The sequence below is a fragment of the Azonexus sp. R2A61 genome (assembly GCF_021401135.1).
Taxonomy (GTDB): Bacteria; Pseudomonadota; Gammaproteobacteria; order Burkholderiales; family Rhodocyclaceae; genus Azonexus.
The window spans coordinates 221,437-244,655 of the sequence record NZ_JACBFO010000003.1; the positions used below are offsets into that span (position 1 = coordinate 221,437).

The window sequence follows — 23,219 nt, forward strand, 5'->3', positions numbered from 1 at the left end:
TGCCTGGGGGTAGCAGCATCATGCAGCACAGTCGATCCTTGTCCGCGGTCACTCTGGCCGCGATCGGCGTCGTGTTCGGCGACATCGGCACCAGTCCGCTCTACGCGCTGAAGGAAATCTTCGCCGGCCACCACCCGATGCCGGTGACGCCGGAAAACATCCTCGGCATCCTGTCGATGATCTTCTGGTCCATCGTCATGCTGGTGTCGCTCAAGTACGTGCTGATCATCATGCGGGCCGACAATCGCGGCGAGGGCGGTTCGCTGGCCTTGCTGGCGCTGGTCACCGAGCGCGCCAGGAACCCGCGCATCGCCTGGGCGGTGACGCTGCTCGGCATCTTCGCCGCCGCCCTGTTCTACGGCGACAGCATGATCACGCCGGCGATTTCGGTGATGTCGGCGGTCGAAGGGATCGAACTGGTGACGCCGGCGCTCAAGGCTTACGTGATTCCGATCACGGTGGCCATCCTGACCGTGCTGTTCTTCATCCAGCGGCGCGGGACCGGGACGGTCGGCATTTTCTTCGGGCCGGTCATGACCTGCTGGTTCGCCGTGCTCGGCCTGCTCGGCATCCTGCACATTGTCGACAATCCGTCGGTGCTGTTCGCGCTGAATCCGGTCTATGCCGTGCATTTTGCGGTCGACCACAGTCTGATGGCGTTTTTCGCGCTCGGTTCGGTGGTGCTGGCGGTGACCGGCGGCGAGGCGCTGTATACCGACATGGGCCATTTCGGCCGCTTTCCGATCCGGCTGGCCTGGTTCGGTTTCGTCATGCCGGCGCTGGTGCTCAATTATTTCGGTCAGGGGGCGATGCTGCTCGCCGAGCCGGAAGCGGTGGTCAATCCCTTTTTCCACCTGGCGCCCGACTGGGCCTTGATCCCGATGCTCTGCCTGGCCACGCTGGCCACCGTGATCGCATCGCAGGCGGTGATTTCCGGCGCCTTCTCGGTGGCCCGCCAGGCGGTGCAGATGGGCCTGCTGCCACGCATGCAGATCATCCATACCTCCGGCCACGAGCAGGGGCAGATTTATGTGCCGCTGACCAACTGGACCTTGTATTTCGCCGTCGTCACGCTGGTGGTCGGTTTCAAGTCCTCGTCCAACCTGGCCGCCGCCTACGGCATCGCGGTGACCGGCACGATGCTGATCGACACCATCCTGCTGGCTTTCGTGATGGTCCTGATGTGGCGCTGGCACTGGCTGGTGGTCGGTCTGGTCGCGCTGGCCTTCATCAGCGTCGACATCGCCTTCTTTGCCGCCAACGCGATCAAGATTCCGGACGGTGGCTGGTTCCCCATCGTGATGGGCGTCGTGTCGTTCACCGTGCTGACCACCTGGCGGCGCGGTCGACAACTGGTGGCGCAGGAAATGCGCAAGCAGAGCATTCCGATGGACGATTTCCTGCTGGCCATCGACGACGTGCATCGCGTGCAGGGCACCGCGGTGTTCATGACCAGTTCCAAGGAAGGCGTGCCGCCGGCATTGCTGCACAATCTCAAGCACAACCAGATCCTGCACGAGCGGGTCGTGCTGGCGACGGTGCAGACGGCCGACACGCCGCACGTCAACGACCTCGACCGCATCTACCTGCACCGCATGGGCAAGGGTTTCATGCGCATCGTCGTCCGTTACGGCTTCATGGAAAGCCCGGACATCCCCGGTGCGCTCGAACTGTGCAAGCACCACGGCGAACGTTTCGACATGATGGAGACGACTTTCTACCTGTCGCGCGAAACCATCGTGCCGGCGCTGACCCGCAAGATGACGATGCTGCGCGCCCGCCTGTTCTCGCTGATGAGCAAGAATGCGACGACGGCCAGCGACTTTTTCAAGATTCCCAGCAACCGGGTGGTGGAACTTGGCACGCAACTGGTCATCTGAGACGGTGCCGGCGCCGAAAACCCGTAAAATGCGCGCCGCTTTTGCCATTTCCGCCGTTGCTTACGGTCAACCCGGTTTTTTCTCAGGTTTTCAAGCATGAATCTCGAAGTCAAGGCGCCGACCATCGGCATCGTCTCGCTCGGCTGCCCCAAGGCATCGACCGATACCGAACATATCCTGACCAAGCTGCGCGCCGAAGGCTACCAGTTGTCGCCCAACTATGACGATGCCGATCTGGTCATCGTCAACACCTGCGGTTTCATCGACGCCGCGGTCGAGGAATCGCTCGATGCGATCGGCGAGGCCTTGAGCGAGAACGGCAAGGTCATCGTCACCGGTTGCCTCGGTGCCAAGGGCGACATCGTCCAGGTTACCCATCCGTCGGTGCTGGCGGTGACCGGTCCGCATGCGGCCGACGAGGTGATGGCGCACGTCCATGCCCACCTGCCCAAGCTGCACGACCCCTACACCGATCTGGTGCCGCCGCAGGGTGTGCGCCTGACGCCGGAGCATTTCGCCTATCTGAAGATTTCCGAAGGCTGCAACCACAGCTGCACCTTCTGCATCATCCCGTCGCTGCGCGGCCCGCTGGTGTCGCGGCCGGTCGGCGACGTCCTGGCCGAAGCCGAAAACCTGGCGCGGGCCGGCGTCAAGGAACTGCTGATCATCTCGCAGGACACCTCGGCCTACGGCGTCGATCTCAAGTACCGCACCGGCTTCTGGGGCGGCAAGCCGGTCAAGACCCGGCTGCGCGAACTGTGCGAGGCGTTGGCCTCGTTCGGCATCTGGGTGCGCCTGCATTACGTCTATCCGTATCCGTCGGTAGACGACGTGATTCCGCTGATGGCCGAAGGCAAAATCCTGCCTTACCTCGATGTGCCGTTCCAGCACGCCAGCCCGAAGATCCTCAAGGCGATGAAGCGTCCGGCCTCGGCCGAGAACACGCTGGAGCGCATCCGCAAGTGGCGCGAGATCTGCCCGGAAATCGTCATCCGCTCGACCTTCATCACCGGCTTCCCGGGCGAGACCGACGAGGATTTCGATCAGCTGATCCAGTTCCTCGAAGACGCCCAGCTCGACCGCGTCGGCGCCTTTGCCTATTCGCCGGTCGAAGGCGCGGCGGCCAACGATCTGGGCCTGCTGCTGCCGGAAGACGTGCGCGAAGACCGTCGCCGCTGGCTGATGCAGGTGCAGGAAGACATTTCCGCCGACAAGCTGGCGGCGAAGATCGACACGGTGATCGACGTGCTGGTCGACGAAGTCGACGACGAGGGCACGATCGCCCGTTCCAAGGCCGATGCGCCGGAAATCGACGGTCTGGTCTATCTCGACGGCCATTTCGATGCGCAGCCGGGCGATTTCCTCAAGGTCCGGGTGATCGATGCCGACCACCACGATCTCTACGCCAGGATCGCCTGATCAGGACCAGAAGGTGCCGTTGGCGTCCTCGTCGAGCAGCGCGATCAGCCGTTCCAGTTCGCGCTGCGGTTTCGGTGAATAGGGGCGCCAGGCGAGTTGACCTGTAAAGCTCGGTGCATCGAGCATCCAGCTGCCGGATCCCTTGTTGTAGCGGAAACGGGCGATGTCCAGATGCGCCCAGTCGCCGACCCGGCGAGGCGAGGGACGCGACTCGACCAGGACCACGGCGTCGTCCTCGAACCGCAGTTCGAGGCGCAGTTCGGCCTGCCGCTCCGGCGGCACGCGGCGTTCGCAATAGGCGCCCAGGCGATTGCGGGCAAGGTGCTGGATCAGGATGGGAAGTGGCATGACAGGTCGGCGGCTATGCCCGAATCATAGCCTGCGGGGTGCGCATCGGGAAAGCGTTTGACGCTGCGCCGTCGGCTGCCGACAATGCGCCTGGCGAAGACATCAAGGAGGTTGCCGGCCATGCAGGCCCTGATCGACAGTTTGCGCAGCGCGCTCGGCGAAGCCCAGGTGCTGACCGAGGCCGGCGACATGGCGCCCAGCCTGACCGACTGGCGTGGCCGCTACACCGGCAACGCGTTGTGCGTGGTCCGGCCGGCCGATGCGATGGAGGTGGCGGCCGTCGTCCGCGCCTGCGTCGCCGCCGGCGTGGCGATCGTGCCGCAGGGCGGCAATACCAGCCTGTGTGGCGCGGCGACGCCGGCGGCCGACGGCCGCACCGTCGTCGTCTCGTTGCGCCGGATGAACCGCATTCTTGCGGTCGACGCGCAGAACAACACGATTTCCGTCCAGGCCGGCTGCACGCTGGCCGAGGTCCAGGCCGCGGCGCGCGCCGCCGGACGGCTGTTTCCGCTGGCGCTCGCCTCCGAAGGCAGTTGCCAGATCGGCGGCAACCTGTCGACCAATGCCGGCGGCGTCCAGGTGCTGCGCTACGGCAATGCCCGCGAGCTGACGCTGGGCCTGGAAGTGGTGCTGCCCGGCGGCGAGATCTGGGACGGCATGCGCGGGCTGCGCAAGGACAATACCGGCTACGACCTGAAGCAGTTGTTCATCGGCGCCGAAGGGACGCTGGGCATCATCAGCGCCGCCGTGCTCAAACTCTTTCCGTTGCCGACGCGGCAAAGCACCGCCTGGCTGGCCGTCGCCTCGCCGGCGGCTGCGGTCGACCTGCTCAACCAGGCAAAAAACGTCTTCGATGCGCAATTGACCGCCTTCGAACTGCTCTCCGACATCGCCCTCGGCCTGGTTCTGCGGCACATTCCGGCCAGTCGGCGGCCGGGGGCGGTGAGCCCGTGGTACGTGCTGGCCGAGTTTTCCGACAGCGAGCCGGCTGCCGTCGAGGCCTGGCTGGCCGAGCGTCTGGCGGCCGGCGAGATCGCCGACGGTGCGCTGGCGCAGTCGGCTGCGCAGGCGCAGGCCCTGTGGGCGTTGCGCGAAAATATTTCCGAAGCGCAGAAACGCGAGGGGATCAGCATCAAGCACGACATCGCCGTGCCGGTGTCGCGCCTTGCCGACTTCCTGCGCATCGCCGACGATGCCTTGCATGCCGCTTTCCCCGGCATCCGCGTCGTCGCTTTCGGCCACGTCGGCGACGGCAACCTGCACTACAACCTGTCGCAGCCTGACGCCGGCGAAAACGCCGAATTCATCGCCGCCCAGCCGGCGGTGAACCGCATCGTGCATGACGCGGTCCACGCGCTGAACGGCTCGATTTCCGCCGAGCACGGGCTGGGACAGCTGAAGCGCGAAGAAATCCTGCGCTACAAGTCGCCGGTCGAGATGGCGCTGATGCGCAGCATCAAGCAGGCAGTCGATCCCGCCGGCCTGATGAATCCGGGAAAGCTGGTTTGATCGTGCCCAGTTCGATCTCGTGCTGCAGTTCGTCGCTGATCAACTGCAGCAGCAACTGGTCGAAACTGTAGAAGCCCGGCCCGAGCCGCGACAGCTGGTCGATGGCGAAGGCCGCGCCGGTGCCGAAGGCTTCGCGGCGGATCGAATTGTGGATCAGCCGCACGGTCTGGTGCGGAAAGCCGAAGATCACTTCGTGATGGCCGACGATGCCGCCGAGGCGCAGCGACGTGATGTGCTCGTCGCGAACATCCAGCGTTTCCGCCAGCTTGCGGGCCGTCCCCGAAATCTCGGGTTTCTCGCGGAAATGCTGCTCGACGATCTCGATGTCGGCGAACGGGGCGATGCGGCGCAGCATGCGCGACGCCAGCATCAGGAAATTGATGCCCAGCGTGATGTTGGGCGATGCCATCACCGCGATGTCGCGGCCGAGCGAATGCAGGTAGTCCAGCGTCGCTGCCGGGTAGCTGGAGATTGCCGTGACCAGGCAGATGCCTCGCCGGCGGATCGCTTCGCCATAGGCCAGCACCGAATCGGCGCCGGAAAAGTCGACGATGCCGTCCACCGGATGGCGATCCAGCCAGTGGCCGAAGGTGGCCGCGTCGAGTTCGACCGTCGGCAGGTCGATGTCGTCGGCGGCGGAACGCCGCGCGACCCAGCGCAGGTCGAAGCGCGGATCGTCGCGCAGGACGCCGGCAACCGCTTGTCCCGCCTTGCCGTAACCGATGAGTCCAAGTCTGAGCATTTTTCCTCTCCTTTCCCTGGTTCGAGAAAATGTGGGAAGCGGGGACTTCCCGGAATCGGCATGCCTGAGGCTTGTTGTTGTTGGTCCGGGCCTGGCCCGATGGCCGGCGTTGCCGGCCCGCCGCGAACGGAAAAAAACGGGGGGAAGCTCCCCCCTGAAACGTCCTCGTCGAAAAGGAATGAAAGTCTGACTTAAGCCACACTCCATTGGAAGGCAATATAATTCAGGTGCGACAAACGCGCAACATTATTTCCTGACTTCGGGTCCGCTCGTGCAAACTGAAAATCAACTGACGCAACAAACCGTGCTGGACGTGCTCCAGCAATTCCGTCTCATCTATGGCTCGATGCGCCGCCACTTCCGCATGGTGGAAGAGCGCTGCGGCATGTCCGGTTCTCAGATGTGGGTGCTGCAGGAAGTCCACCGTTCGCCGGAGATCGGTATCGGCGAACTGGCTATCCGGATGGGTATCCACCAGTCCACGTGCAGCCTGCTGGTGGACAAGCTGGTCGGCTTTGGCTGCCTGAACAAACGCCGCCAGGAAGCCGATCACCGGCGCGTCGGCCTGTGCCTGACCGACAAGGGGGCGGCGGCGCTGGCCCGCTTGCCGGGACCGGCCGAAGGCATCCTGCCTGAGGCGCTGTCGAACCTGTCGGAGACGGTGCTGCGTACGCTGCACATCAATCTCGATGAATTGATCCGTAATCTTCCCGGCAAGGAAGACAGCTATGCCAACACGCCGCTGGCCGACATGGTCCGGCAGCGCGAAGAGGTATGACGGTGCGGCGCATCTGGACGGGGGCGTGCACCACGCTGGCGGTGGCGCTGCTGACGGCTTGCGGCAGCGCGCCGGTGGCGCGCATCCTGCCCGAAAAGCCGGCGGAAAAGAGCGAGCGCAAGGCTGCACCGGTATCGCTGGCGCCGGCGGTCAGCGAGAAACAGCTGATGTCTGCGGTCGACGAGGTGAACAGCGTGTTTTTCCCGCCCGACGGCGTGACCGTCGATGCCGAGGGCCGGCGCCGGCTGGGCGAACATGCGGCTCGCCTGAAAGCCGACGGCGACAAGGTCGTCACGCTGGTCGGCCACACCGACGATCTGGGCAGTCCGTCCTACAACCTGGCGATTGCCGAACAGCGGGTCAATGCGGTGTATGCGGTACTGCGCAGCCAGGGCGTGCCGGCGACGCAGATCCGGCGTTACGGCCTGGGTGCCGAGGATGGCGGTCCGGCCTGCAAGTCGGCCGCATGCCGGCGCCTGATGCGCCGGGTGCAGCTCAACTACGACTGAACTCAGTTCAGCGCCGTGCCCTCGCTGGCCGCGAAGATCGCTTCGACGTCGGCCGGCGAGAAGCGGTAATCGCGGTTGCAGATGTCGTCGCGGATCAGGATTTCGCCGTGTTCGGCGACGATGGCTTCGGCGTCGGCGCGACCGAGCGAGCGGATCATGTCGCGCACCTTGTCCCAGTCTTCCGGGCAGTGATAGACCACCGGCTGCGGGTCGTAGACGCGGATGCCGCCGGCGGCGATCTCTTCGTGGAACAGCCGGCCGAGCAGGTTTTCGCAGTCGAGTTCGAGCAGTTCGGCCGGTTTCACCGTCGCGGCCAGCTGGTTGATCCGGTGCCAGCCATCGGCATCCAGCGTATCGGCCTCTGGCAGCTTCTGCAGGAACAGGCAGGCCGCGCTTTTCGGCGCGGCCGTGCAGAACAGTCGCGACGGCTGCTGTTCCGACTGTTCGAGGTAATGCTCGAAGATCGCCGCGATGCTGTCGCCGACCAGCGGCACGTAGCTCTGGTAAGGCTGGCGGGCGGTCGGCAGGTCGAGGCTCATCAGCAGTTGGCCGCCGAGGTGCGAGCCGAGCAGGTCGGGCACCGGCGCCGGCAGTACCACCGGGTTGCTGTGCGCCATGCCGCGCATCTGCAGTTGTTCGTTGCAGTCCATCACCAGCATGCGCACCGGACCGCCGCCGCGCAGTTGCAGCGTCAGCCGGCCCGGCTGCTTCAACTGGGCGCCGATCAGTGCCGTCACCGCCGCCATCTCGCCGAGCAACTGGGCGACCGGCGGCTGATAGTCGCGGCCGTCCTGCATCTGCTGCCAGGCTTCGTCCAGGCGCACCACGGCACCGCGGATGTCCAGTCCCTCGAACAGGAAACGACGAACGCTGCCGCCGCTCATTTCAGCATCTCCGCGTAGCTTTCCGGCGTGAAGCCGACCCGCAGTTCCTTGCCGGTATCGAGTACCGGCCGTTTGATCAGGGCCGGATACTGCGCCATCAATTTCAGTGCCTTGGCCTCGTCGACCGCAGCACGCTCGTCGTCGCTCAGCTTCTTCCACATCAGGCCGCGCGTGTTCAGCAGCTTCTGCCAGCCGGCGCGGGCATTCCAGTCCGGCAAGTTGGTTTCGGCCACGCCGGCCTTCTTGTAATCGACGAATTCGTAGGCGACGCCGTTTTCATCGAGCCATTTCATGGCCTTCTTCATGGTGTCGCAGTTCTTGATGCCCCAAATTTTTACCGCGAAAGTGGTTGTCGATTGAGTCATGGGAGTTCTATTGAAGTGTTTGATATTTGATCATAACGCCCGCTTGGCTTTCTTCAGTTCGGATTGCACGTGCGAATTGATGATATTGGAGGTCGAGTTCGCTATCCGATGCCCATTTCACCCGAACGTCTGGGCCTCGGGTTAAGCCTGCAGGGGCTCGCCCATGGTTGCTGTCGGCAGCAAAAAACGACTTGGGAAGATCCTGCGTATTCGCGGTATCGAAAGAGGTCTTCACAATTGCTACATGCGTGTTGAAATCGGTGCTCGCCCCGCAGTCGACTTGAAAAATGACTGCCTTCAATTTATTGCTAGGCGAGGGAATCTGGTCGAAAACAGTTGTTGCACACATGCCGGAAGTAAGGCGATCCAAAGCGAAAAGGCAGCCACCCATGGTTACGACAACAATTCCGATAGTCCAGAGCAAGACTTTTTTCCAAGTAGCCATATTTAATACCGTTACTCAGTTCTTGATGCCAAAAATACGGATGGTGGACATGCAGAGGCTCCGCTGGGTGTTCCGGGGAAGGCGCGATTATCCCAGAGCTTCGCTGCAAGTGTTGTCCGGTTCGGGAAAAGCGGCAGGGTCATGTTGCCGTGCGGCGCAGGGCTTCGATCTGCGGTATCAGTCGTTCCCAGTAATCTGCGGTGAAATGCCCGAAGAGCGGGCGCAGGAAACGGATTTTGCAGCGGAAAATCCAGGACTGGCGGCGGTCGACGATCCGGCGGCAGCGCTCGTCCAGCCACTGGCTGTCGAAGCCGGCCCATTCGCCGGCGATGCACATCAGGTTGGCCGATACCGCCGGCGCCACCTCGGTGTCGTGGATGATCCGGATTTCCCGCAGGGAATAGGGCGAAGCGGCGATCGTCCGGGCAATCGCCGCGAGCTGCAAATCGCTCAGTTCGGTATCCAGCCAGAGTTCCGACAAGGCTTCCCAGACGGGGCGGCGGGCGAGCAGATCCTGATCGGTGAGGGGTGGGGGCATGACGAACGCTTGGTGTGCCGGTTCCCCGATTTTGCCTGCTTTGATTTCCGTTGTCATGATTTGCCGGCGTTCGCCAGCGCAGCGCAGCGCTCGCGCAGGAATTCCCGCAGCAGGATGACCGTGGGTGACAGTTGCCGGCGGTCGGCGCAGGTCAGCGACAGCGGTGCCGCTTCGCCCTGCCAGTCGGGGCAGAGGCGGACGAGGCGACCGGCGGCCAGGTCGCTGGCGATGTCCAGTCCCGATTTGTAGGCGATGCCGTGGCCGGCCACGGCCCAGCGGCGGACGGCGTCGCCGTCGTCGCAGAGACGGTTGCCGGTGACGGTGATGCGCATTTCCCGGCCGTCGCGGGTGAAGCGCCACTGGTCGTGCAGGTCGTCGCCGAGCCGGAAACACAGGCAGTTGTGGTGGACGAGATCGTCCGGGGTATGCGGAGCGCCGTGCTTGGCGAGGTAGCCGGGGGCGGCGCACAGCACGCGGCGGTTGGCGGCGTGCAGCGGCAGCGCGACGAGGCCGGAGTCGGGCTGCTGGCCGTAACGGATGGCCAGGTCTACCGGTTGGCGATAGACGTCGGCCAGGCGGTCGCTGAACTGCAGGCGGAAGCTGACCTCGGGCCAGCGTGCCTGGAATTCGTCGAGCCAGCCGAGGAGGTGGTTGCGGCCGAGGTCGGAGGGCAGCGAGATCTGCAGGTGGTCGCGGACGACCTGACGGCCGGTGGCGATTTCCTCGGCGGCGTCGCGCAGGCCGTCGAGCGCCAGGCGGGCAGCGGGGAGCAGGCGTTCGCCTTCGCGGGTCAGGCGCAGGCTGCGTGTCGAGCGTAGCATCAGCGGTACGCCGAGCTCGGCTTCGAGCCGCTTCAGGCTGGCGCTGGCCAGGGCCGGCGACAGGTCGAGCCGGCGGGCGGCGGCGGAGAGGCTGCCGAGTTCGGCGGCGCGGACGAAGAGTTCGAGATCGTGCAGGTTGCGAATTTTCATGATTTTCTTGAAAGTGTTTCGCTTTGTCGGCAGTTTATTGTCTGATCGATGTAAATGATACTGCGTGCCTCTGTTATTGCCCGCTGGAGCCGCTCATGAAAGCCGTTGCCTATCAGGATTCCTTGCCGATCGAGACGCCCTCGTCGCTGGTCGATGTCGAGTTGCCGGAGCCCGAGGTCGGCGCGCACGATCTGCTGGTTGCCGTGCGGGCGGTTTCGGTCAATCCGGTCGATACCAAGGTACGGCGCGGCGTTGCCCCGGCCGCCGGCGAGTGGAAAGTACTCGGCTGGGACGTGGCCGGCGAGGTGCTGCAGGTCGGTCGGGCGGTGTCGGGATTCGCCGTCGGCGACCGCGTCTGGTACGCCGGTTCGATCGCCCGGCCGGGCGGCAACAGCGAGCGTCATGCGGTCGACGCGAGAATTGTCGGAAAAATGCCGTCGACCGTGGATTTCGCGCAGGCCGCCGCCTTGCCGCTGACCGCCATCACCGCCTGGGAAATCCTGTTCGACCGGCTCGCGCTGGCCGCCGATTCGACCGGCACGCTGCTGGTCGTCGGTGCCGGCGGCGGTGTTGGTTCCATCCTCGTGCAACTGGCGCGGCAACTGACCGGGCTGACCGTGGTCGGTACCGCGTCACGGCCGGAAACGCGCGACTGGCTGCTCGAGCTCGGCGCGCATGCCGTCGTCGATCACCGCCGGCCGCTGGCCGAGGCCCTGCGCGACGCGGGTTTCGCGCAGGCTGATTACGTGGTCAGCCTGAACCAGAGCGAGCAGCATTTCGCCGAGGTGGTCGAACTGATCGCGCCGCAGGGCAAGTTTGCGCTGATCGACGATCCGGCCAGCCTGGACGTCGTACCGCTGAAGCGCAAGAGCGTGTCGGTGCATTGGGAGTTCATGTTCACGCGCTCGATGTTCGCCACGCCGGACCAGGCGAAGCAGGGCCGGTTGCTTGACGAACTGGCGCGGCTGGTCGATGCCGGGCAGGTGCGCACGACGCTGGCCGGACATTTCGGGCGGATCGACGCGGCCAACCTGCGTCGGGCGCATGCGCTGATCGAGAGCGGCACGGCGCGCGGCAAGATCGTGCTGGAAGGTTTTTGACGCAATATCGCGGTCGACCGCAATTTTTCTCATTTTTTGATCGTAGACCGGAGCATGACATGGCCGAACTCTTCACCCCGTTTTCCCTGCGCAGCCTGACGCTGTCCAACCGCATCGGCATGCCGCCGATGTGCCAGTATTCGGCCACCGACGGCCTGGCCAACGATTGGCACGTACAGCACTACGGTAGCCGTGCGGCCGGCGGCGTCGGCCTGGTCATCGTCGAAGCCACGGCGGTCCTGTCCGAAGGGCGGATCAGCCCGGCCGACCTCGGGCTGTGGCACGACGGCCAGATCGAACCGCTGGCGCGCATCGCCCGGCTGATCGACAGCCAGGGTGGCGTGCCGGTGCTGCAACTGGCGCATGCCGGGCGCAAGGCCAGCATCGGCCGCGGCTGGGAGGCGCAGCGCACGTTGGGCGTCGCCGAGGGCGGCTGGACCGCGCTGGCGCCGTCGGCCGTCGCCTTCGAGGGCTATGCCGAGCCGCAGGCACTCGACGCGACCGGCATCGCGCAGGTCGTCGAAGCTTTTGCCGCGGCCGCCCGGCGCGCCTTGCGGGCCGGTTTCAGGGCCGTGGAAATCCACGCCGCGCACGGTTACCTGTTGCATCAGTTCCTGTCGCCGCTGAGCAATCTGCGGACCGACGAATACGGCGGCAGCTTCGCCAACCGCATCCGGCTGACCCGCGACGTGGTCGCCGCGGTGCGTGCCGTGTGGCCACCGGAACTGCCGCTGCTGATCCGCCTGTCGGCGACCGACTGGGCCGATGGCGGCTGGGATGCCGAGCAGACGGTTGACCTGTGCCGCTTGCTGAAAACCGACGGCGTCGATCTGGTCGACGTGTCGACCGGCGGCCTGCTGCCGGGCGTCAGGATTCCCGCCGCTCCCGGCTTTCAGGTGCCGTTCGCGACGCGGGTCAAGCGGGAGGCCGGTTTGCCGGTGGCCGCGGTCGGGCTGATCAGCGAAGCGGCCCAGGCCGAGGCCATCGTGGCCAACGGCGAAGCCGATCTGGTCCTGATCGGGCGGGAACTGCTGAAAAATCCGTACTGGCCCTTGCAGGCGGCGCAGGCGCTGGGCGTGGCGGCGGCCTGGCCGCTGCAGTACCTGCGTGCGCTGCCGGCCGGAACGCCGGGCCGGGCCTGATGCGAACGGGGCGGTGCGGCCTTCCGGCAGGATGGCCGCCCGGACCGCCGGCGTTGCCGCGATCCGTTGTGTCCGGTCGCCTTATCCGGACGACGGGCCGGCCGTTTTGCCCGGCAGGGCGCCCATGATGGCCCCTGCCGAAACGACCAGGATACCGGCGATGACCGTCCAAGTCAGTGGCTCGTCGAGGACGAAGTCAGCGCCAATCGCCGAGACGGCGGGAACCAGTGCCAGCATCATGGACGCCTGGCAGGCGCCGATTTTCTGGTTGGCGTAGCTGTAGAGGCTGGCCGCCAGCATGGCTGCGATGATGCCCTGATAAACGCACTGCAGCGCAATCTCCTCCCAGCCGGCGATCGCCAGTTTTTTCGGCAGGAACAGCAGATACACCGGCCAGTAGATCAGCATCGCAAAGCAGGCAATGCCGCAGATGCCCAGCAATGGCCGGATCTGCCAGCGTCGCATCAGGATGCCGAAAATCGCCCAGGACAGTGCGGCAGCCAGAAAAAGCAGATCGCCGATGAACGCGTGCTGGCCGTGATGGGAGAGCAGGCTGTCGATGCCGATCAGCAACAGTCCGCAGGCCGAGATGAGAAGGGCGGCCAGCGTTTGGCGGGCCAGGCGGAAGCCGCTCGTCAGCGCTACGATGAGCACCGTGCAGAACGGGATTCCCCCGTTGACGAAGATGCCGGCATGCGCGCTCGGGGCAAGCGAGAAACCCGAATAAACGAACAATCCGTAGCCCAGGCCGCCAAACAGGCTGAGCACCGCATAACGCGGCCATTCGGCACAGGGAACGTTGCGCAGGAAATAGAGGCTGCCGAGCAGGCCCGAGATGCCGTAGCGCATCGCCGCCAGATCGAAGGGCGTGAACGCGGCCTTGCTTCCGAAGCGCGAAACGATGTTGAAACCAGACCAGCACAGGACGACTGCCAGACCGGCGAGCAGTCCTTTCGTGGTTTCGGAGATGCGTTGGGGATGGGGCGGTTGCGCAGTTGGGTTCATTTCCGTTCAAACGAGTCCTGTCGCACGAGAGTAAATCACCGGAAACCGCTTGAGTACAGATTCAGCTCAGGCGATTCCGGATGGGAACAGTTTTGCGGCTTGCGCTTAGAATGTGCGCTCGACTGACATCTTCCGCCCTGGGTCGTTTCTTCATGAGCCGCTACCAGACACTTGCCGAGCAAACCGAAAAGCTGATCGTCGACGGTGTCCTGCGCCCGGGGGAAAAACTGCCCTCGGTTCGCAATGCCTGCCGGATTCACGATGTCAGCCCGATCACGGTAACCCAGGCTTACTACCTGCTGGAGAGCCGGGGGCTGATCGAAGCGCGGCCGAAATCGGGCTATTTCGTGCGCGCCCGTCTCGGCAAGAACCTGCCGGAACCCGAGATGACGCACCCGGTCGGCGGATCCACCGAACTTCAGGTCAGCGATTTCATTTTCCAGATCCTCGACAGCGTGCGCGACCCTTCCGTCGTACCGCTCGGCTCCAGTTTTCCCAGTCCTTATCTCTTTCCGCTCGACAAGCTCGGCCGCTATCTCGCCAACGCCGCCCGCCGCTTCGATCCCCTGGCGACGGTGACCGACCTGCCGCCGGGTAACGAGGAACTGCGGCGCCAACTGGCCTTGCGCTATCTGGCGCAGGGCGCGAATGTCTCCCCGCAGGAAATCGTCATCACCTCGGGGGCCATGGAAGGGCTCAATCTCTGCCTGCAGGCCGTCACTCGCCCCGGCGACCTGATCGCCATCGAGTCGCCGACCTTCTACGCCGGCTTGCAGGCCAGCGAGCGCCTGGGCCTCAAGGTCATCGAGATCCCCAGTCATCCCCGCGAAGGGGTCAGCCTGTCGGCCTTGACCGATGCCCTTCGTCATCATCCGATCAAGGCTTGCCTGTTCATGCTCAATTTCGCCAACCCGACGGGCAGCCGGGTCTCGGACGAGAACAAGAAGGCCCTGCTGGAACTGCTCCGGCGCCACGATGTTCCGCTCATCGAGGACGATGTCTACGCCGAACTGTATTTTGGCCAGCAGGCACCCTTGTGCAGCAAGGCGGAGGACCGGACCGGCCTGGTCATGCAGGTGTCTTCGTTCTCGAAGAGCCTGGCGCCCGGCTACCGTCTCGGCTGGGTGGCGGCCGGTCGCTATGCACGTGCCATCCAGCGCCAGAAGCTGTCGCTGAGCCTGGCAACGACGATTCCGGTGCAGATTGCCCTTGCCGATTATCTCAAGCAAGGCGGCTACGAGAACCATCTTCGTCATCTGCGGAATACGCTCGCCACGCAGGAGGCCACGCTGGTGCAGGCGATCGAACGTTATTTCCCGCCGGGAACCAAACTGGCCCGGCCGCAAGGCGGCTATTTCCTCTGGCTGGAGTTGCCCGCCGGCGTCGATACCTTGTCGTTGCACCAGCGCGCCCTCAGTGAAGGCATCAGCATTGCGCCGGGCCCGATCTTCTCGGCCAAACGCGAGTTCAGCCACCATCTGCGGCTCAACTTCGGACATCCCGATTCGGCGCGCCTGGACGCCGCGATGGCGAGCTTGGGCCGATTGATCGCGAGCTGACTGTTCCTATGGGAAAAAGCAAAATCTGAAACTGTTCCCATCCAGCCGCGGGTGGTCTACTTCGTCCCCGGGGTCGGCAAGCTTGTTTCGCTGCCCGACATCGCGACTGAAGGGGAACCGAAATGAGCAAGCCTGTTAATAAGGTACGGGAAGCCAAGCTGGAGCTTTACCGTAAAAAAGGAAAGATTCACGCCAAAGCGACAACAGGGACGTTCAATACCCTGCGCTGGGCCATGGTCTGGTTTACCCAGATCGTTTTCTACGGCACCTGCTGGCTGACCTGGGATGCCAACGGCTTCACCCGGCAGGCCGTGCTGCTGGATATCGCCCACGAGAAGTTCTATCTGTTCGGCCTGGTCCTGTGGCCGCAGGATGCCTTGCTGATGGCCTTCGTGCTGATCCTCGCCGCAACCGCCCTGTTCTTCGTCACGGCGCTGGCCGGGCGCCTGTTCTGTGGATTTGCCTGTCCGCAGACGGTATATACGTCGATCTTCACCTGGATCGAAGCCAAGGTCGAGGGCGACCATCTGGCCCGCCTGAAACTCGACCAGAGCCCGATGAGCGCCCGCAAGTTCGGCCTGAAAGCCATCAAGCACGGCGTGTGGTTCCTGTTCGCGGCGTGGACGGCCATCACCTTCGTCGGCTATTTCACGCCGATCCGCGAACTGCTGCCGACCTTGCCCGACTGGCGCGTCGGTCCCTGGGAAGGCTTCTGGCTCATTTTCTACTGTGCCTTCACCTATGTTCAGGCGGGCCTGGCCCGCGAGGCAGTCTGCCAGCACATGTGCCCCTATTCGCGGTTTCAGGGGGTGATGTTCGATCCGACGACCAAGAACGTTGCTTACGATGGCCAACGCGGCGAGCCTCGCAATGCCCGTCGTCAGGCGGGCAATACCGGTGACTGCATCGACTGCGGTATTTGCGTGCAGGTCTGCCCGACCGGCATCGACATCCGGGACGGGCTGCAATATCAATGCATCAATTGCGGCCTGTGCATCGATGCCTGCGATCAGGTGATGACCAAGATCGGCGCCCCGACCGGACTCATCCGCTTCATGTCCGAAAAGGAACTGGCCGGGGAGGCGCAACCGACGGGGCTGCTCGGACGGCCGCGCGTTGCCCTCTATGCCAGCTTGCTGCTGGTGTTCTCGCTGCTGGGCGCCTGGACGCTCGCCGACCGCTCGCTGTTGCTGGTCGATGTGCTGCGCGACCGCGGGGCCTTGCATCGCGAAACGGCCGACGGAACGATCGAGAATGCCTATACGGTCAAACTGATGAACCTCGACGAGACACCGCGCAGTTTCAACATCGAGGTCTATGGCTTGCCCGGCATCGGCATCGTCGGCGAGCACGAGTTTACGGTGGATGCCGGCAGCATCCGGCCGCTTTTCCTGACCGTTGCCATGCCGGCCGATACGCCGGTCAGCGGGATCCAGCCCATTCGCTTCCGGATTTCGGCGCTGCACGATCCAGCCACTTCGGTCATGGAACGAAGCAGTTTCGTGCTGCCTTGATCGTCACGCCGGATCGCTGAAAACCATGTATCGCTACAACGATATCGATCAGCAACTGGTCGACGACCGGGTCGCCCAGTTTCGCGGGCAGATGGCGCGCTATCTCGGCGGACGCCTGAGCGAGGACGACTTCCGTCCGCTTCGTCTGCAGAACGGGCTGTACGTTCAACGCCATGCGCCGATGCTGCGCGTGGCCATTCCGTACGGTGTGCTGTCGAGCCGGCAAATGCGCATGCTGGCGCATGTTGCCCGGACTTACGACCGCGGTTACGGTCACTTCACCACCCGTTGCAATGTGCAGTTCAACTGGATCCGGCTCAACGAGGCACCGGATATCCTGGCCGCCCTTGCCACCGTCCAGATGCATGCCATCCAGACTTCCGGAAACTGCATCCGCAACATCACCTGCGATGCGTTTGCCGGGGTTGCGGCGGATGAAGTCTTCGATCCCCGTCCTTACTGCGAGATCGCCCGCCAGTGGTCGACGCTGGCGCCGGAGTTCATGTTCCTGCCTCGCAAGTTCAAGATTGCCTTTACCGGCAGCATGGAGGACAGGGCGGCAATCCGTTTTTACGATATCGGCCTGCGTGCCAGGGTATCGGATGGCGGCACACGCGGCTTCGAGGTGTTTGTCGGCGGTGGCATGGGGCGGACGCCGATGCTCGGCCAGCCGGTCAAGGATTTTCTGCCCGGCAACGAGCTGCTGAACTATTTCGAGGCCATCCTCCGCGTCTACAACCGTTACGGCAGGCGGGACAACAAATACAAGGCGCGCATCAAGATTCTCGTCAAGGACCTGACGCTGGCTGGCTTTGCCCGCGAAGTGGACGCCGAGTGGGCGCATCTCCAGGGTGGCCCGAACACGATTCCCGAGCAGACGATTTCGGCGATGGCGGCCTTCTTCGCGCCGCCCGCCTGGCGCCAGGCGGCGAGCGTCGACGCGGACCCCGGCGAGGCGGCCGTCGTCGATCGTTCGTTTGCCCGGTGGGTCAGCCGCAGCGTCAGCGCCCATCGGCATCCCGGTCTGGCAATCGTGACGCTGTCGCTGAAAAAGACCGGCGTTCCGCCCGGCGACGCGACGGCCTTGCAGATGGCGGCAATCGCCGACATGGCGGAGCGCTTCAGTTGCGGTGAAATCCGGGTTACCCATGAACAGAATCTCGTGCTGCCTCATGTGCCTCGCGAGTCCCTCCACGAACTGTGGTCCCTGGCCACCGCCCACGGCCTGGCGACGCCCAACATCGGCCTGCTGACCGATGTTGTCTGCTGTCCCGGCGGCGATTTCTGTTCGCTCGCCAACGCCAAGTCGATCCCGATTGCCGAAGCCATCCAGCAGCGCTTCGACGATCTCGACTATCTGTTCGACCTGGGGCCGCTGGAACTCAACATCTCGGGATGCGTGAATTCCTGCGGGCATCACCATATCGGTCACATCGGCATTCTCGGCGTCGACAAGAACGACGAGGAGTGGTACCAGATCACCCTGGGCGGCAGTGAAGGCCGCGATTCTCGGATCGGCCGGGTGATCGGCCCGTCATTCGCCGCGCAGGATGTTCCGGACGTGATCGAAAAAATCATCGGAATCTATGTCGACCGCAGGCACGACGATGAAACCTTCAGCGATACTTTCGTCCGGATTGGTCTCGCACCGTTCAAGGCCGGCGTTTACGGAGCAAGGCATGGCGCCGCTGATTGACCGACACGGTATTGTTTCCGCCGATCCCTGGCGCTGCATCGACAACGAGGCAGCGCTCGACGAAGCCTGGGGCGCTGCCCGGCAGCACCTGATCCTGGCGATTCCGCTCTGGCGGCATCATCGGGCACGCCTGACCGAACAGGGGCATGCGCTCGGCGTCTGGCTGGGCCCCGAGGACGAGCCCGAGGAGCTGGCGCCGGACCTCGCCGGCTTGCCGGTCATCGCCGTGCAGTTCACCAGCTTCACCGACGGCCGCGGCTATTCCCTGGGACGCATCCTGCGTCAGCGCATGGCTTATGGCGGCGACCTGCGCGCCACGGGAGACATCCAGCGCGACCAGATCTACCTGCTGCACAAATGCGGCTTCAGTTCGTTCGCACTACGTGCGGACCAGTCGCCGGAAGAGGCGCTGGCGGCGCTCGGGGATTTCCGCTGGGCGCCGCTGGTCGGTTGCTAGCGTTACGGCTCGAACGCCATCGTTTCGGATCTGATGACAGTCTCAGAACGGGAAAAGCAGCGGTAGCACGAGTATGCAGACGATCATCACGATCAGCGTGAACGGTACGCCGATCTTCACGAAATCGCCGAAGCGGTACTGGCCGGGGCCGAGCACCAGCGTGTTGACCGGCGATGACACCGGCGTCATGAAGGCGGCCGAGGCAGCCAGCGCGATGGTCATCGCGAACGGGTAAGGCGAAGTGCCGAGTTGCTGCGCAACGCCGATGCCGATCGGTGCCATCAGTACGGCCGTGGCGGTGTTCGATATGAACAGGCCGACCAGCGCAGTCATCGCGAACAGGGCGCCAAGCACCAGGCGCGGCGACGCGGTGCCGGTCAGTTCGAGCAGCGAGCCGACCAGCAGTTCGATACCGCCGGTTTTCTGCAGCGCCAGCGCGAAAGGCAGCATGCCGACGATCAGGATCAGGCTCTGCCAGTGGATGGCACGGTAGGCGCTTTCCATGTCCAGGCAGCGGAAGGCGCCCAGCAGCAGGCAGCCGATCAGGGCGGCCACGACGTTGGGTACGGCACCACTGACCATCAGTCCGACGGTGATGCCGAGTGCCAGCAGCGCCAACGGGGCGCGGCGGGCGGCCGGTGCCGCCTCGTCGATTTCGGCCGGCAGGCTGAGCACCAGGAAATCGTGTGCCTGGGTGTGCAGCAGGCGGATCGACTTCCAGGTGCCGGCGACCAGCAGGGTATCGCCCATCCGCAGCTTTTCATGCAGCATGTCCTGGATGCAGCGCCCGCGCCGGCGCAGCCCCATCACGTTGATGCCGCGCTGCGAACGCATGCGCAAGTCGAGGATGGATTTGCCGATCAGCTGCGAACCGGGCGGGATAGTCACTTCGGCCAGCCCGAGCTCGCGGGTCAGGCTGGTCAGATGGTCCTCGCCGAAATCGCAGTCGATCAGGCCCATGCGTTCGATGAAGCTGGTGATGTAATAGACGTTGTCATCGGCGAAATGGACGAACAGGATGTCGCCGGCCAGGATTTCGCGGTTGGCCGAGGTGGTCAGCATGTCCTCACCGAAACGGCGCGGCCGCTCGATGGCGATCACATTGGCACCGTAGTGGGCGCGCAGCTTCAATTCGCCCAGCGTATGGCCGATCATCGATGAATCCGGGCTGACTTCGAGGCGGCGCGTCTGCCCGTGCAGTTCGTAGTCGGCCGCCAGTTCAAGCAGTCGGCGACGTGCCCGGCGGGGTGGCCCGTCGGGTGCCGCCGCCGGACGGCCCAGGCGGCGCCGGGCGTGGATCATGTAGACGATGCCCAGCCCGAGGATCAGCAGGCCGGCCGGCGTGAAGGAAAAAAAGCCGAAGCCGTCGAATCCGGCACGCCGCAGCTCGCTGTGTACCACCAGGTTGGGTGCCGTGCCGACCAGGGTCAGCATGCCGCTGATCAGTGCGGCGAACGACAGCGGCATCATCAGCTGCGCGGGCGGGATGGACAGCCGGCTGGCGATGCTCAGGGCGACCGGGATGAAGATGGCGACCACTCCGGTCGAACTCATCACCGAGCCGAGCCCGGCGACGGCCAGCATCAGCAGGATGAGCAGGCGGTCCTGGTCATTGCCGGCGCGGTTGGTCAGCCAGTGGCCGATGCGGTAGGCGACGCCGGTGCGGACCAGTCCTTCGCCGATCACGAAAAAGGCGGCAATCAGGATCACGCTGGGATCGCTGAAGCCGGCCAGCGCTTCGGAGACGTCGAGAATGCCGAGCAGGACGAGCCCGAGCAGCGCGAGCAACGCCACCGCATCCATCCGCGGCCGGTTGGCAATGAACGCGGCGATGCAGGCGGCGAGCAGTCCGAATACCCAGAGCATCTGCGGGTTCATGCCCGCGGCGCCAGTGCTCACCGGAGACGCCCGTTCATGCCGGCGGCGCGCTTACTTGCGCAGCTTGGCGAAGGCCGCGGCCATCGCGTTGCCGGCCGGCGGCGGCGCGTTGTGGCGGGCCTGTTGTTTCGACAGCGGCGCACCGCGCTGGCTACTGCCGCCATCATGCTTCTTCGGCTCGTCGGACATGCGCATGGTCAGCGCGATACGCTGGCGGGCGAGATCGACTTCCAGCACCTTGACCTTGACCACCTGGCCGGCCTTGACCACGTCGTGCGGGTCCTTGACGAAGGTGTTGGAGAGCGCCGAGACATGGACCAGGCCGTCCTGGTGCACGCCGATGTCGACGAAGGCGCCGAAGGCGGCGACGTTGGTGACGACGCCTTCGAGGATCATGCCCGGGCGCAGGTCCTTCACTTCCTCGACGCCGTCGGCGAAGGTCGCCGTCTTGAACTCGGGGCGCGGGTCGCGGCCGGGTTTTTCCAGTTCCTTGAAGATGTCCTGCACGGTCGGCAGGCCGAAGCGTTCGTCGATGTATTTGCTCGGGTTGAGGCCCTTGAGCGCCTGGCTGTTGCCGAGCAGTTCCTTGATCGGCTTCTTCAGGTCGACGATGATTTTCTCGACCAGTGGATAGGCTTCCGGGTGCACGGACGAGGCGTCGAGCGGGTTGTCGCCGTTCGGTACGCGCAGGAAGCCGGCCGCCTGTTCGAAAGTCTTGTCGCCGAGGCGCGGCACCTTCTTCAGCTCGTCGCGCGATTTGAAGGCGCCGTGGGCGTCGCGGTAGCCGACGATGTTGGCGGCCAAGCTGGCATTCAGCCCGGAAATGCGGGTGAGCAGCGGCACCGAAGCGGTGTTGACGTCGACGCCGACGGCATTGACGCAGTCCTCGACCACGGCATCGAGGTTCTTCGCCAGCTTGGATTGCGAGACGTCATGCTGATACTGGCCAACGCCGATCGACTTCGGCTCGATCTTGACCAGTTCGGCGAGCGGGTCCTGCAGGCGGCGGGCGATGGAAACGGCACCGCGGATCGACACGTCGAGATCTGGGAATTCCTTGGCGGCGAGTTCGGAGGCGGAGTACACCGAGGCACCGGCTTCCGAGACGACGATCTTTTGCAGCCGGGCTTCCGGGTACTTCTTCATGACGTCCTGGACCAGCTTGTCGGTCTCGCGGCTGGCCGTGCCGTTGCCGATGGCAACCAGCGTCACGCCGTGCGCCGAGGCCAGGCGGGCGATGGTCGAGATCGAGCCGGCCCAGTCGTTGCGCGGTTCGTGCGGATAGATGGTGGCGGTGTCGAGCAGCTTGCCGGTGGCGTCGACGACGGCGATCTTGCAGCCGGTACGGATGCCCGGGTCGATGCCCATGGTCACGTGCTGGCCGGCCGGCGCTGCGAGCAGCAGGTCTTTCAGGTTCTTGCCGAAGATGCGGATGGCTTCTTCCTCGGCGCGCTCGCGCAACTCGTTGACCAGTTCGAGTTCGAGGTGGGTATAGACCTTGACCTTCCAGGTCCAGCGCACGGTGTCCTGCAGCCATTTGTCGGCCGGGCGGTTCTGGTGCTTGATGCCGAAACGGGCGGCAATGCGCTGTTCGCACGGGTTGGAACCAGGTTTGATCGCGTCCTCGTTCAATTCCGAGTCGAGCACCAGGGCGACGTTGAGGAAACCTTCGTTGCGCCCGCGCAAGAGCGCCAGCGCGCGGTGCGAGGGCATGTCGACGATGGACTCGGCGAAGTCGAACCAGTCGCGGAACTTGGCGCCTTCGGTTTCCTTGCCTTCGACCACGGTCGACCGCAAAAGTCCGTGCTCTTTCAGGTAGTCGCGCAGCGTCTGCAAGAGTTGCGCGTCTTCGGCGAACTTTTCCATCAGGATCTGGCGGGCGCCGTCGAGCACCGCCTTGGTGTCGGCGAAACCGGCCTCGGCGTTGAGGTACTTCCCGGCTTCGTCTTCCGGCGTCAACTCGGGGTTGTCCAGCAGGCCGAGGGCGAGCGGCTCGATGCCGGCTTCGCGGGCGATCTGCGCCTTGGTCCGGCGCTTCTGCTTGTACGGCAGGTAGAGATCTTCCAGGCGTTGCTTGGTTTCGGCGTTCTCGATCTCGCCGCGCAGTTCCGGCGTCAGCTTGCCCTGTTCCTCGATGCTGGCCAGCACCGCGCCGCGGCGATCCTCGAGCTCGCGCAGGTAACCGAGGCGCTCTTCGAGGTTGCGCAGCTGGGTGTCGTCGAGTTCACCGGTGACTTCCTTGCGGTAGCGGGCGATGAAGGGCACGGTGGCGCCTTCGTCGAGGAGCTGGACGGCGGCCTTGACCTGGGCCGGGCGGACGCCGAGTTCGAGGGCGATGCGGTGTTCGATGGGTGCGAGCATGGAGGGCAACGGGTGCGGCGAAAAACGGGGGGTGAATGATGCGGAATCCCGGCCCGAATTACAACCCGTCGCCCGGCTTTCCGGGCTGGTGTAGGATGACAGGATCACAACGCCGCAGG

At 64.5% G+C, this 23,219-nt stretch carries 21 protein-coding genes; 11 read left to right on the forward strand and 10 right to left on the reverse strand.

Annotated features, from left to right (window positions below; translation table 11 throughout):
• Positions 1-20 precede the first annotated feature (20 nt).
• Positions 21-1,880 carry a potassium transporter Kup gene (locus tag L0962_RS10805; RefSeq protein WP_234086923.1) on the forward strand — a complete coding sequence of 620 codons (1,860 nt, stop codon included), beginning with the start codon at positions 21-23 and terminating at the stop codon, positions 1,878-1,880.
• A 96-nt stretch (positions 1,881-1,976) separates the two neighbouring features.
• Positions 1,977-3,299 (forward strand): 30S ribosomal protein S12 methylthiotransferase RimO, encoded by a 1,323-nt coding sequence (gene rimO, locus L0962_RS10810; protein ID WP_234086440.1) that lies wholly within the window; start codon positions 1,977-1,979, stop codon positions 3,297-3,299.
• On the opposite strand, the gene L0962_RS10815 is transcribed toward rimO, so the two are convergent.
• Positions 3,300-3,647, reverse strand: a complete 348-nt coding sequence (locus tag L0962_RS10815) for a DUF3024 domain-containing protein (RefSeq protein WP_234086441.1) — start codon at positions 3,645-3,647, stop codon at positions 3,300-3,302.
• 120 nt (positions 3,648-3,767) lie between these two features.
• Here L0962_RS10815 and L0962_RS10820 point away from each other — a divergent pair, with 120 nt between their 5' ends.
• Positions 3,768-5,156, forward strand: coding sequence for an FAD-binding oxidoreductase (locus L0962_RS10820; protein ID WP_234086442.1), 1,389 nt, complete (start codon positions 3,768-3,770; stop codon positions 5,154-5,156).
• Here the strand turns inward: L0962_RS10820 and L0962_RS10825 are convergent.
• Complete coding sequence (locus tag L0962_RS10825; protein WP_234086443.1) at positions 5,104-5,898, reverse strand: 4-hydroxy-tetrahydrodipicolinate reductase; 795 nt, start codon at positions 5,896-5,898, stop codon at positions 5,104-5,106. The two genes, L0962_RS10820 and L0962_RS10825, sit on opposite strands and share 53 nt — an antisense overlap.
• 271 nt (positions 5,899-6,169) lie before the next feature.
• On the opposite strand from L0962_RS10825, the gene L0962_RS10830 reads away from it, so the two are divergent.
• Complete coding sequence (locus tag L0962_RS10830; protein ID WP_234086444.1) at positions 6,170-6,676, forward strand: MarR family winged helix-turn-helix transcriptional regulator; 507 nt, start codon at positions 6,170-6,172, stop codon at positions 6,674-6,676.
• A 2-nt stretch (positions 6,677-6,678) separates the two neighbouring features.
• Entirely contained in the window at positions 6,679-7,185 is a 507-nt protein-coding gene (locus L0962_RS10835; protein ID WP_234086445.1) for an OmpA family protein, read from the forward strand.
• Positions 7,186-7,187: 2 nt separating this feature from the next.
• On the opposite strand, the gene L0962_RS10840 is transcribed toward L0962_RS10835, so the two are convergent.
• The 5 genes from L0962_RS10840 to L0962_RS10860 form a co-directional block, all read right to left on the reverse strand.
• Positions 7,188-8,069 (reverse strand): Hsp33 family molecular chaperone HslO, encoded by an 882-nt coding sequence (locus tag L0962_RS10840; RefSeq protein WP_234086446.1) that lies wholly within the window; start codon positions 8,067-8,069, stop codon positions 7,188-7,190.
• Complete coding sequence (locus L0962_RS10845; RefSeq protein WP_255680793.1) at positions 8,066-8,434, reverse strand: arsenate reductase; 369 nt, start codon at positions 8,432-8,434, stop codon at positions 8,066-8,068. Before L0962_RS10845 ends, L0962_RS10840 begins: the two co-directional genes overlap by 4 nt.
• Before the next feature lie 7 nt (positions 8,435-8,441).
• A complete protein-coding gene (locus L0962_RS10850) occupies positions 8,442-8,879 on the reverse strand; it encodes a hypothetical protein (protein WP_234086448.1) in 438 nt (145 codons plus the stop codon).
• Positions 8,880-9,018: 139 nt separating this feature from the next.
• Positions 9,019-9,417 (reverse strand): hypothetical protein, encoded by a 399-nt coding sequence (locus L0962_RS10855; protein WP_234086449.1) that lies wholly within the window; start codon positions 9,415-9,417, stop codon positions 9,019-9,021.
• A gap of 53 nt (positions 9,418-9,470) precedes the next feature.
• On the reverse strand, positions 9,471-10,388 hold the full coding sequence (locus tag L0962_RS10860) for a LysR family transcriptional regulator (protein WP_234086450.1): 918 nt from the start codon (positions 10,386-10,388) through the stop codon (positions 9,471-9,473).
• Between the two features lie 95 nt (positions 10,389-10,483).
• On the opposite strand from L0962_RS10860, the gene L0962_RS10865 reads away from it, so the two are divergent.
• Together L0962_RS10865 and L0962_RS10870 are read left to right on the forward strand one after the other, a co-directional pair.
• Entirely contained in the window at positions 10,484-11,488 is a 1,005-nt protein-coding gene (locus L0962_RS10865; RefSeq protein WP_234086451.1) for a zinc-binding alcohol dehydrogenase family protein, read from the forward strand.
• Positions 11,489-11,547: 59 nt separating this feature from the next.
• Positions 11,548-12,630 (forward strand): NADH:flavin oxidoreductase/NADH oxidase, encoded by a 1,083-nt coding sequence (locus tag L0962_RS10870; RefSeq protein WP_234086452.1) that lies wholly within the window; start codon positions 11,548-11,550, stop codon positions 12,628-12,630.
• A gap of 81 nt (positions 12,631-12,711) precedes the next feature.
• On the opposite strand, the gene L0962_RS10875 is transcribed toward L0962_RS10870, so the two are convergent.
• Complete coding sequence (locus L0962_RS10875; protein WP_234086453.1) at positions 12,712-13,635, reverse strand: DMT family transporter; 924 nt, start codon at positions 13,633-13,635, stop codon at positions 12,712-12,714.
• Positions 13,636-13,787: 152 nt separating this feature from the next.
• Here L0962_RS10875 and L0962_RS10880 point away from each other — a divergent pair, with 152 nt between their 5' ends.
• The 4 genes from L0962_RS10880 (at position 13,788) to L0962_RS10895 (ending at position 18,861) form a co-directional block, all read left to right on the forward strand.
• Positions 13,788-15,194: a PLP-dependent aminotransferase family protein gene (locus L0962_RS10880; protein WP_234086454.1), complete on the forward strand. Its 1,407-nt coding sequence runs from the start codon at positions 13,788-13,790 to the stop codon at positions 15,192-15,194.
• Between the two features lie 122 nt (positions 15,195-15,316).
• Positions 15,317-16,708: a cytochrome c oxidase accessory protein CcoG gene (gene ccoG / locus L0962_RS10885; RefSeq protein ID WP_234086455.1), complete on the forward strand. Its 1,392-nt coding sequence runs from the start codon at positions 15,317-15,319 to the stop codon at positions 16,706-16,708.
• 25 nt (positions 16,709-16,733) lie between these two features.
• Positions 16,734-18,404: a nitrite/sulfite reductase gene (locus L0962_RS10890; protein ID WP_234086456.1), complete on the forward strand. Its 1,671-nt coding sequence runs from the start codon at positions 16,734-16,736 to the stop codon at positions 18,402-18,404.
• Positions 18,388-18,861, forward strand: a complete 474-nt coding sequence (locus L0962_RS10895; protein ID WP_234086457.1) for a DUF934 domain-containing protein — start codon at positions 18,388-18,390, stop codon at positions 18,859-18,861. The genes L0962_RS10890 and L0962_RS10895 overlap by 17 nt, the downstream gene beginning before the upstream one ends.
• A gap of 42 nt (positions 18,862-18,903) precedes the next feature.
• On the opposite strand, the gene L0962_RS10900 is transcribed toward L0962_RS10895, so the two are convergent.
• Both L0962_RS10900 and L0962_RS10905 read right to left on the reverse strand, forming a co-directional pair.
• Positions 18,904-20,739 (reverse strand): SLC13 family permease, encoded by a 1,836-nt coding sequence (locus L0962_RS10900; RefSeq protein ID WP_234086458.1) that lies wholly within the window; start codon positions 20,737-20,739, stop codon positions 18,904-18,906.
• A 51-nt stretch (positions 20,740-20,790) separates the two neighbouring features.
• A complete protein-coding gene (locus L0962_RS10905) occupies positions 20,791-23,100 on the reverse strand; it encodes a Tex family protein (protein WP_234086459.1) in 2,310 nt (769 codons plus the stop codon).
• Positions 23,101-23,219 lie beyond the last annotated feature (119 nt).

Excerpts from the sequence above, each read along its gene's own strand:
- L0962_RS10845 (WP_255680793.1), bottom strand. The coding sequence starts at position 8,434 with ATGACTCAATCGACAACCACTTTCGCGGTAAAAATTTGGGGCATCAAG.
- L0962_RS10840 (WP_234086446.1), bottom strand. The coding sequence starts at position 8,069 with ATGAGCGGCGGCAGCGTTCGTCGTTTCCTGTTCGAGGGACTGGACATC.
- L0962_RS10875 (WP_234086453.1), bottom strand. The coding sequence starts at position 13,635 with ATGAACCCAACTGCGCAACCGCCCCATCCCCAACGCATCTCCGAAACC.
- L0962_RS10895 (WP_234086457.1), top strand. The coding sequence starts at position 18,388 with ATGGCGCCGCTGATTGACCGACACGGTATTGTTTCCGCCGATCCCTGG.
- L0962_RS10880 (WP_234086454.1), top strand. The coding sequence starts at position 13,788 with ATGAGCCGCTACCAGACACTTGCCGAGCAAACCGAAAAGCTGATCGTC.
- L0962_RS10805 (WP_234086923.1), top strand. The coding sequence starts at position 21 with ATGCAGCACAGTCGATCCTTGTCCGCGGTCACTCTGGCCGCGATCGGC.
- L0962_RS10815 (WP_234086441.1), bottom strand. The coding sequence starts at position 3,647 with ATGCCACTTCCCATCCTGATCCAGCACCTTGCCCGCAATCGCCTGGGC.
- rimO (WP_234086440.1), top strand. The coding sequence starts at position 1,977 with ATGAATCTCGAAGTCAAGGCGCCGACCATCGGCATCGTCTCGCTCGGC.
- L0962_RS10860 (WP_234086450.1), bottom strand. The coding sequence starts at position 10,388 with ATGAAAATTCGCAACCTGCACGATCTCGAACTCTTCGTCCGCGCCGCC.
- L0962_RS10870 (WP_234086452.1), top strand. The coding sequence starts at position 11,548 with ATGGCCGAACTCTTCACCCCGTTTTCCCTGCGCAGCCTGACGCTGTCC.
- ccoG (WP_234086455.1), top strand. The coding sequence starts at position 15,317 with ATGAGCAAGCCTGTTAATAAGGTACGGGAAGCCAAGCTGGAGCTTTAC.
- L0962_RS10855 (WP_234086449.1), bottom strand. The coding sequence starts at position 9,417 with ATGCCCCCACCCCTCACCGATCAGGATCTGCTCGCCCGCCGCCCCGTC.
- L0962_RS10825 (WP_234086443.1), bottom strand. The coding sequence starts at position 5,898 with ATGCTCAGACTTGGACTCATCGGTTACGGCAAGGCGGGACAAGCGGTT.
- L0962_RS10900 (WP_234086458.1), bottom strand. The coding sequence starts at position 20,739 with ATGAACCCGCAGATGCTCTGGGTATTCGGACTGCTCGCCGCCTGCATC.
- L0962_RS10890 (WP_234086456.1), top strand. The coding sequence starts at position 16,734 with ATGTATCGCTACAACGATATCGATCAGCAACTGGTCGACGACCGGGTC.
- L0962_RS10850 (WP_234086448.1), bottom strand. The coding sequence starts at position 8,879 with ATGGCTACTTGGAAAAAAGTCTTGCTCTGGACTATCGGAATTGTTGTC.
- L0962_RS10820 (WP_234086442.1), top strand. The coding sequence starts at position 3,768 with ATGCAGGCCCTGATCGACAGTTTGCGCAGCGCGCTCGGCGAAGCCCAG.
- L0962_RS10865 (WP_234086451.1), top strand. The coding sequence starts at position 10,484 with ATGAAAGCCGTTGCCTATCAGGATTCCTTGCCGATCGAGACGCCCTCG.
- L0962_RS10905 (WP_234086459.1), bottom strand. The coding sequence starts at position 23,100 with ATGCTCGCACCCATCGAACACCGCATCGCCCTCGAACTCGGCGTCCGC.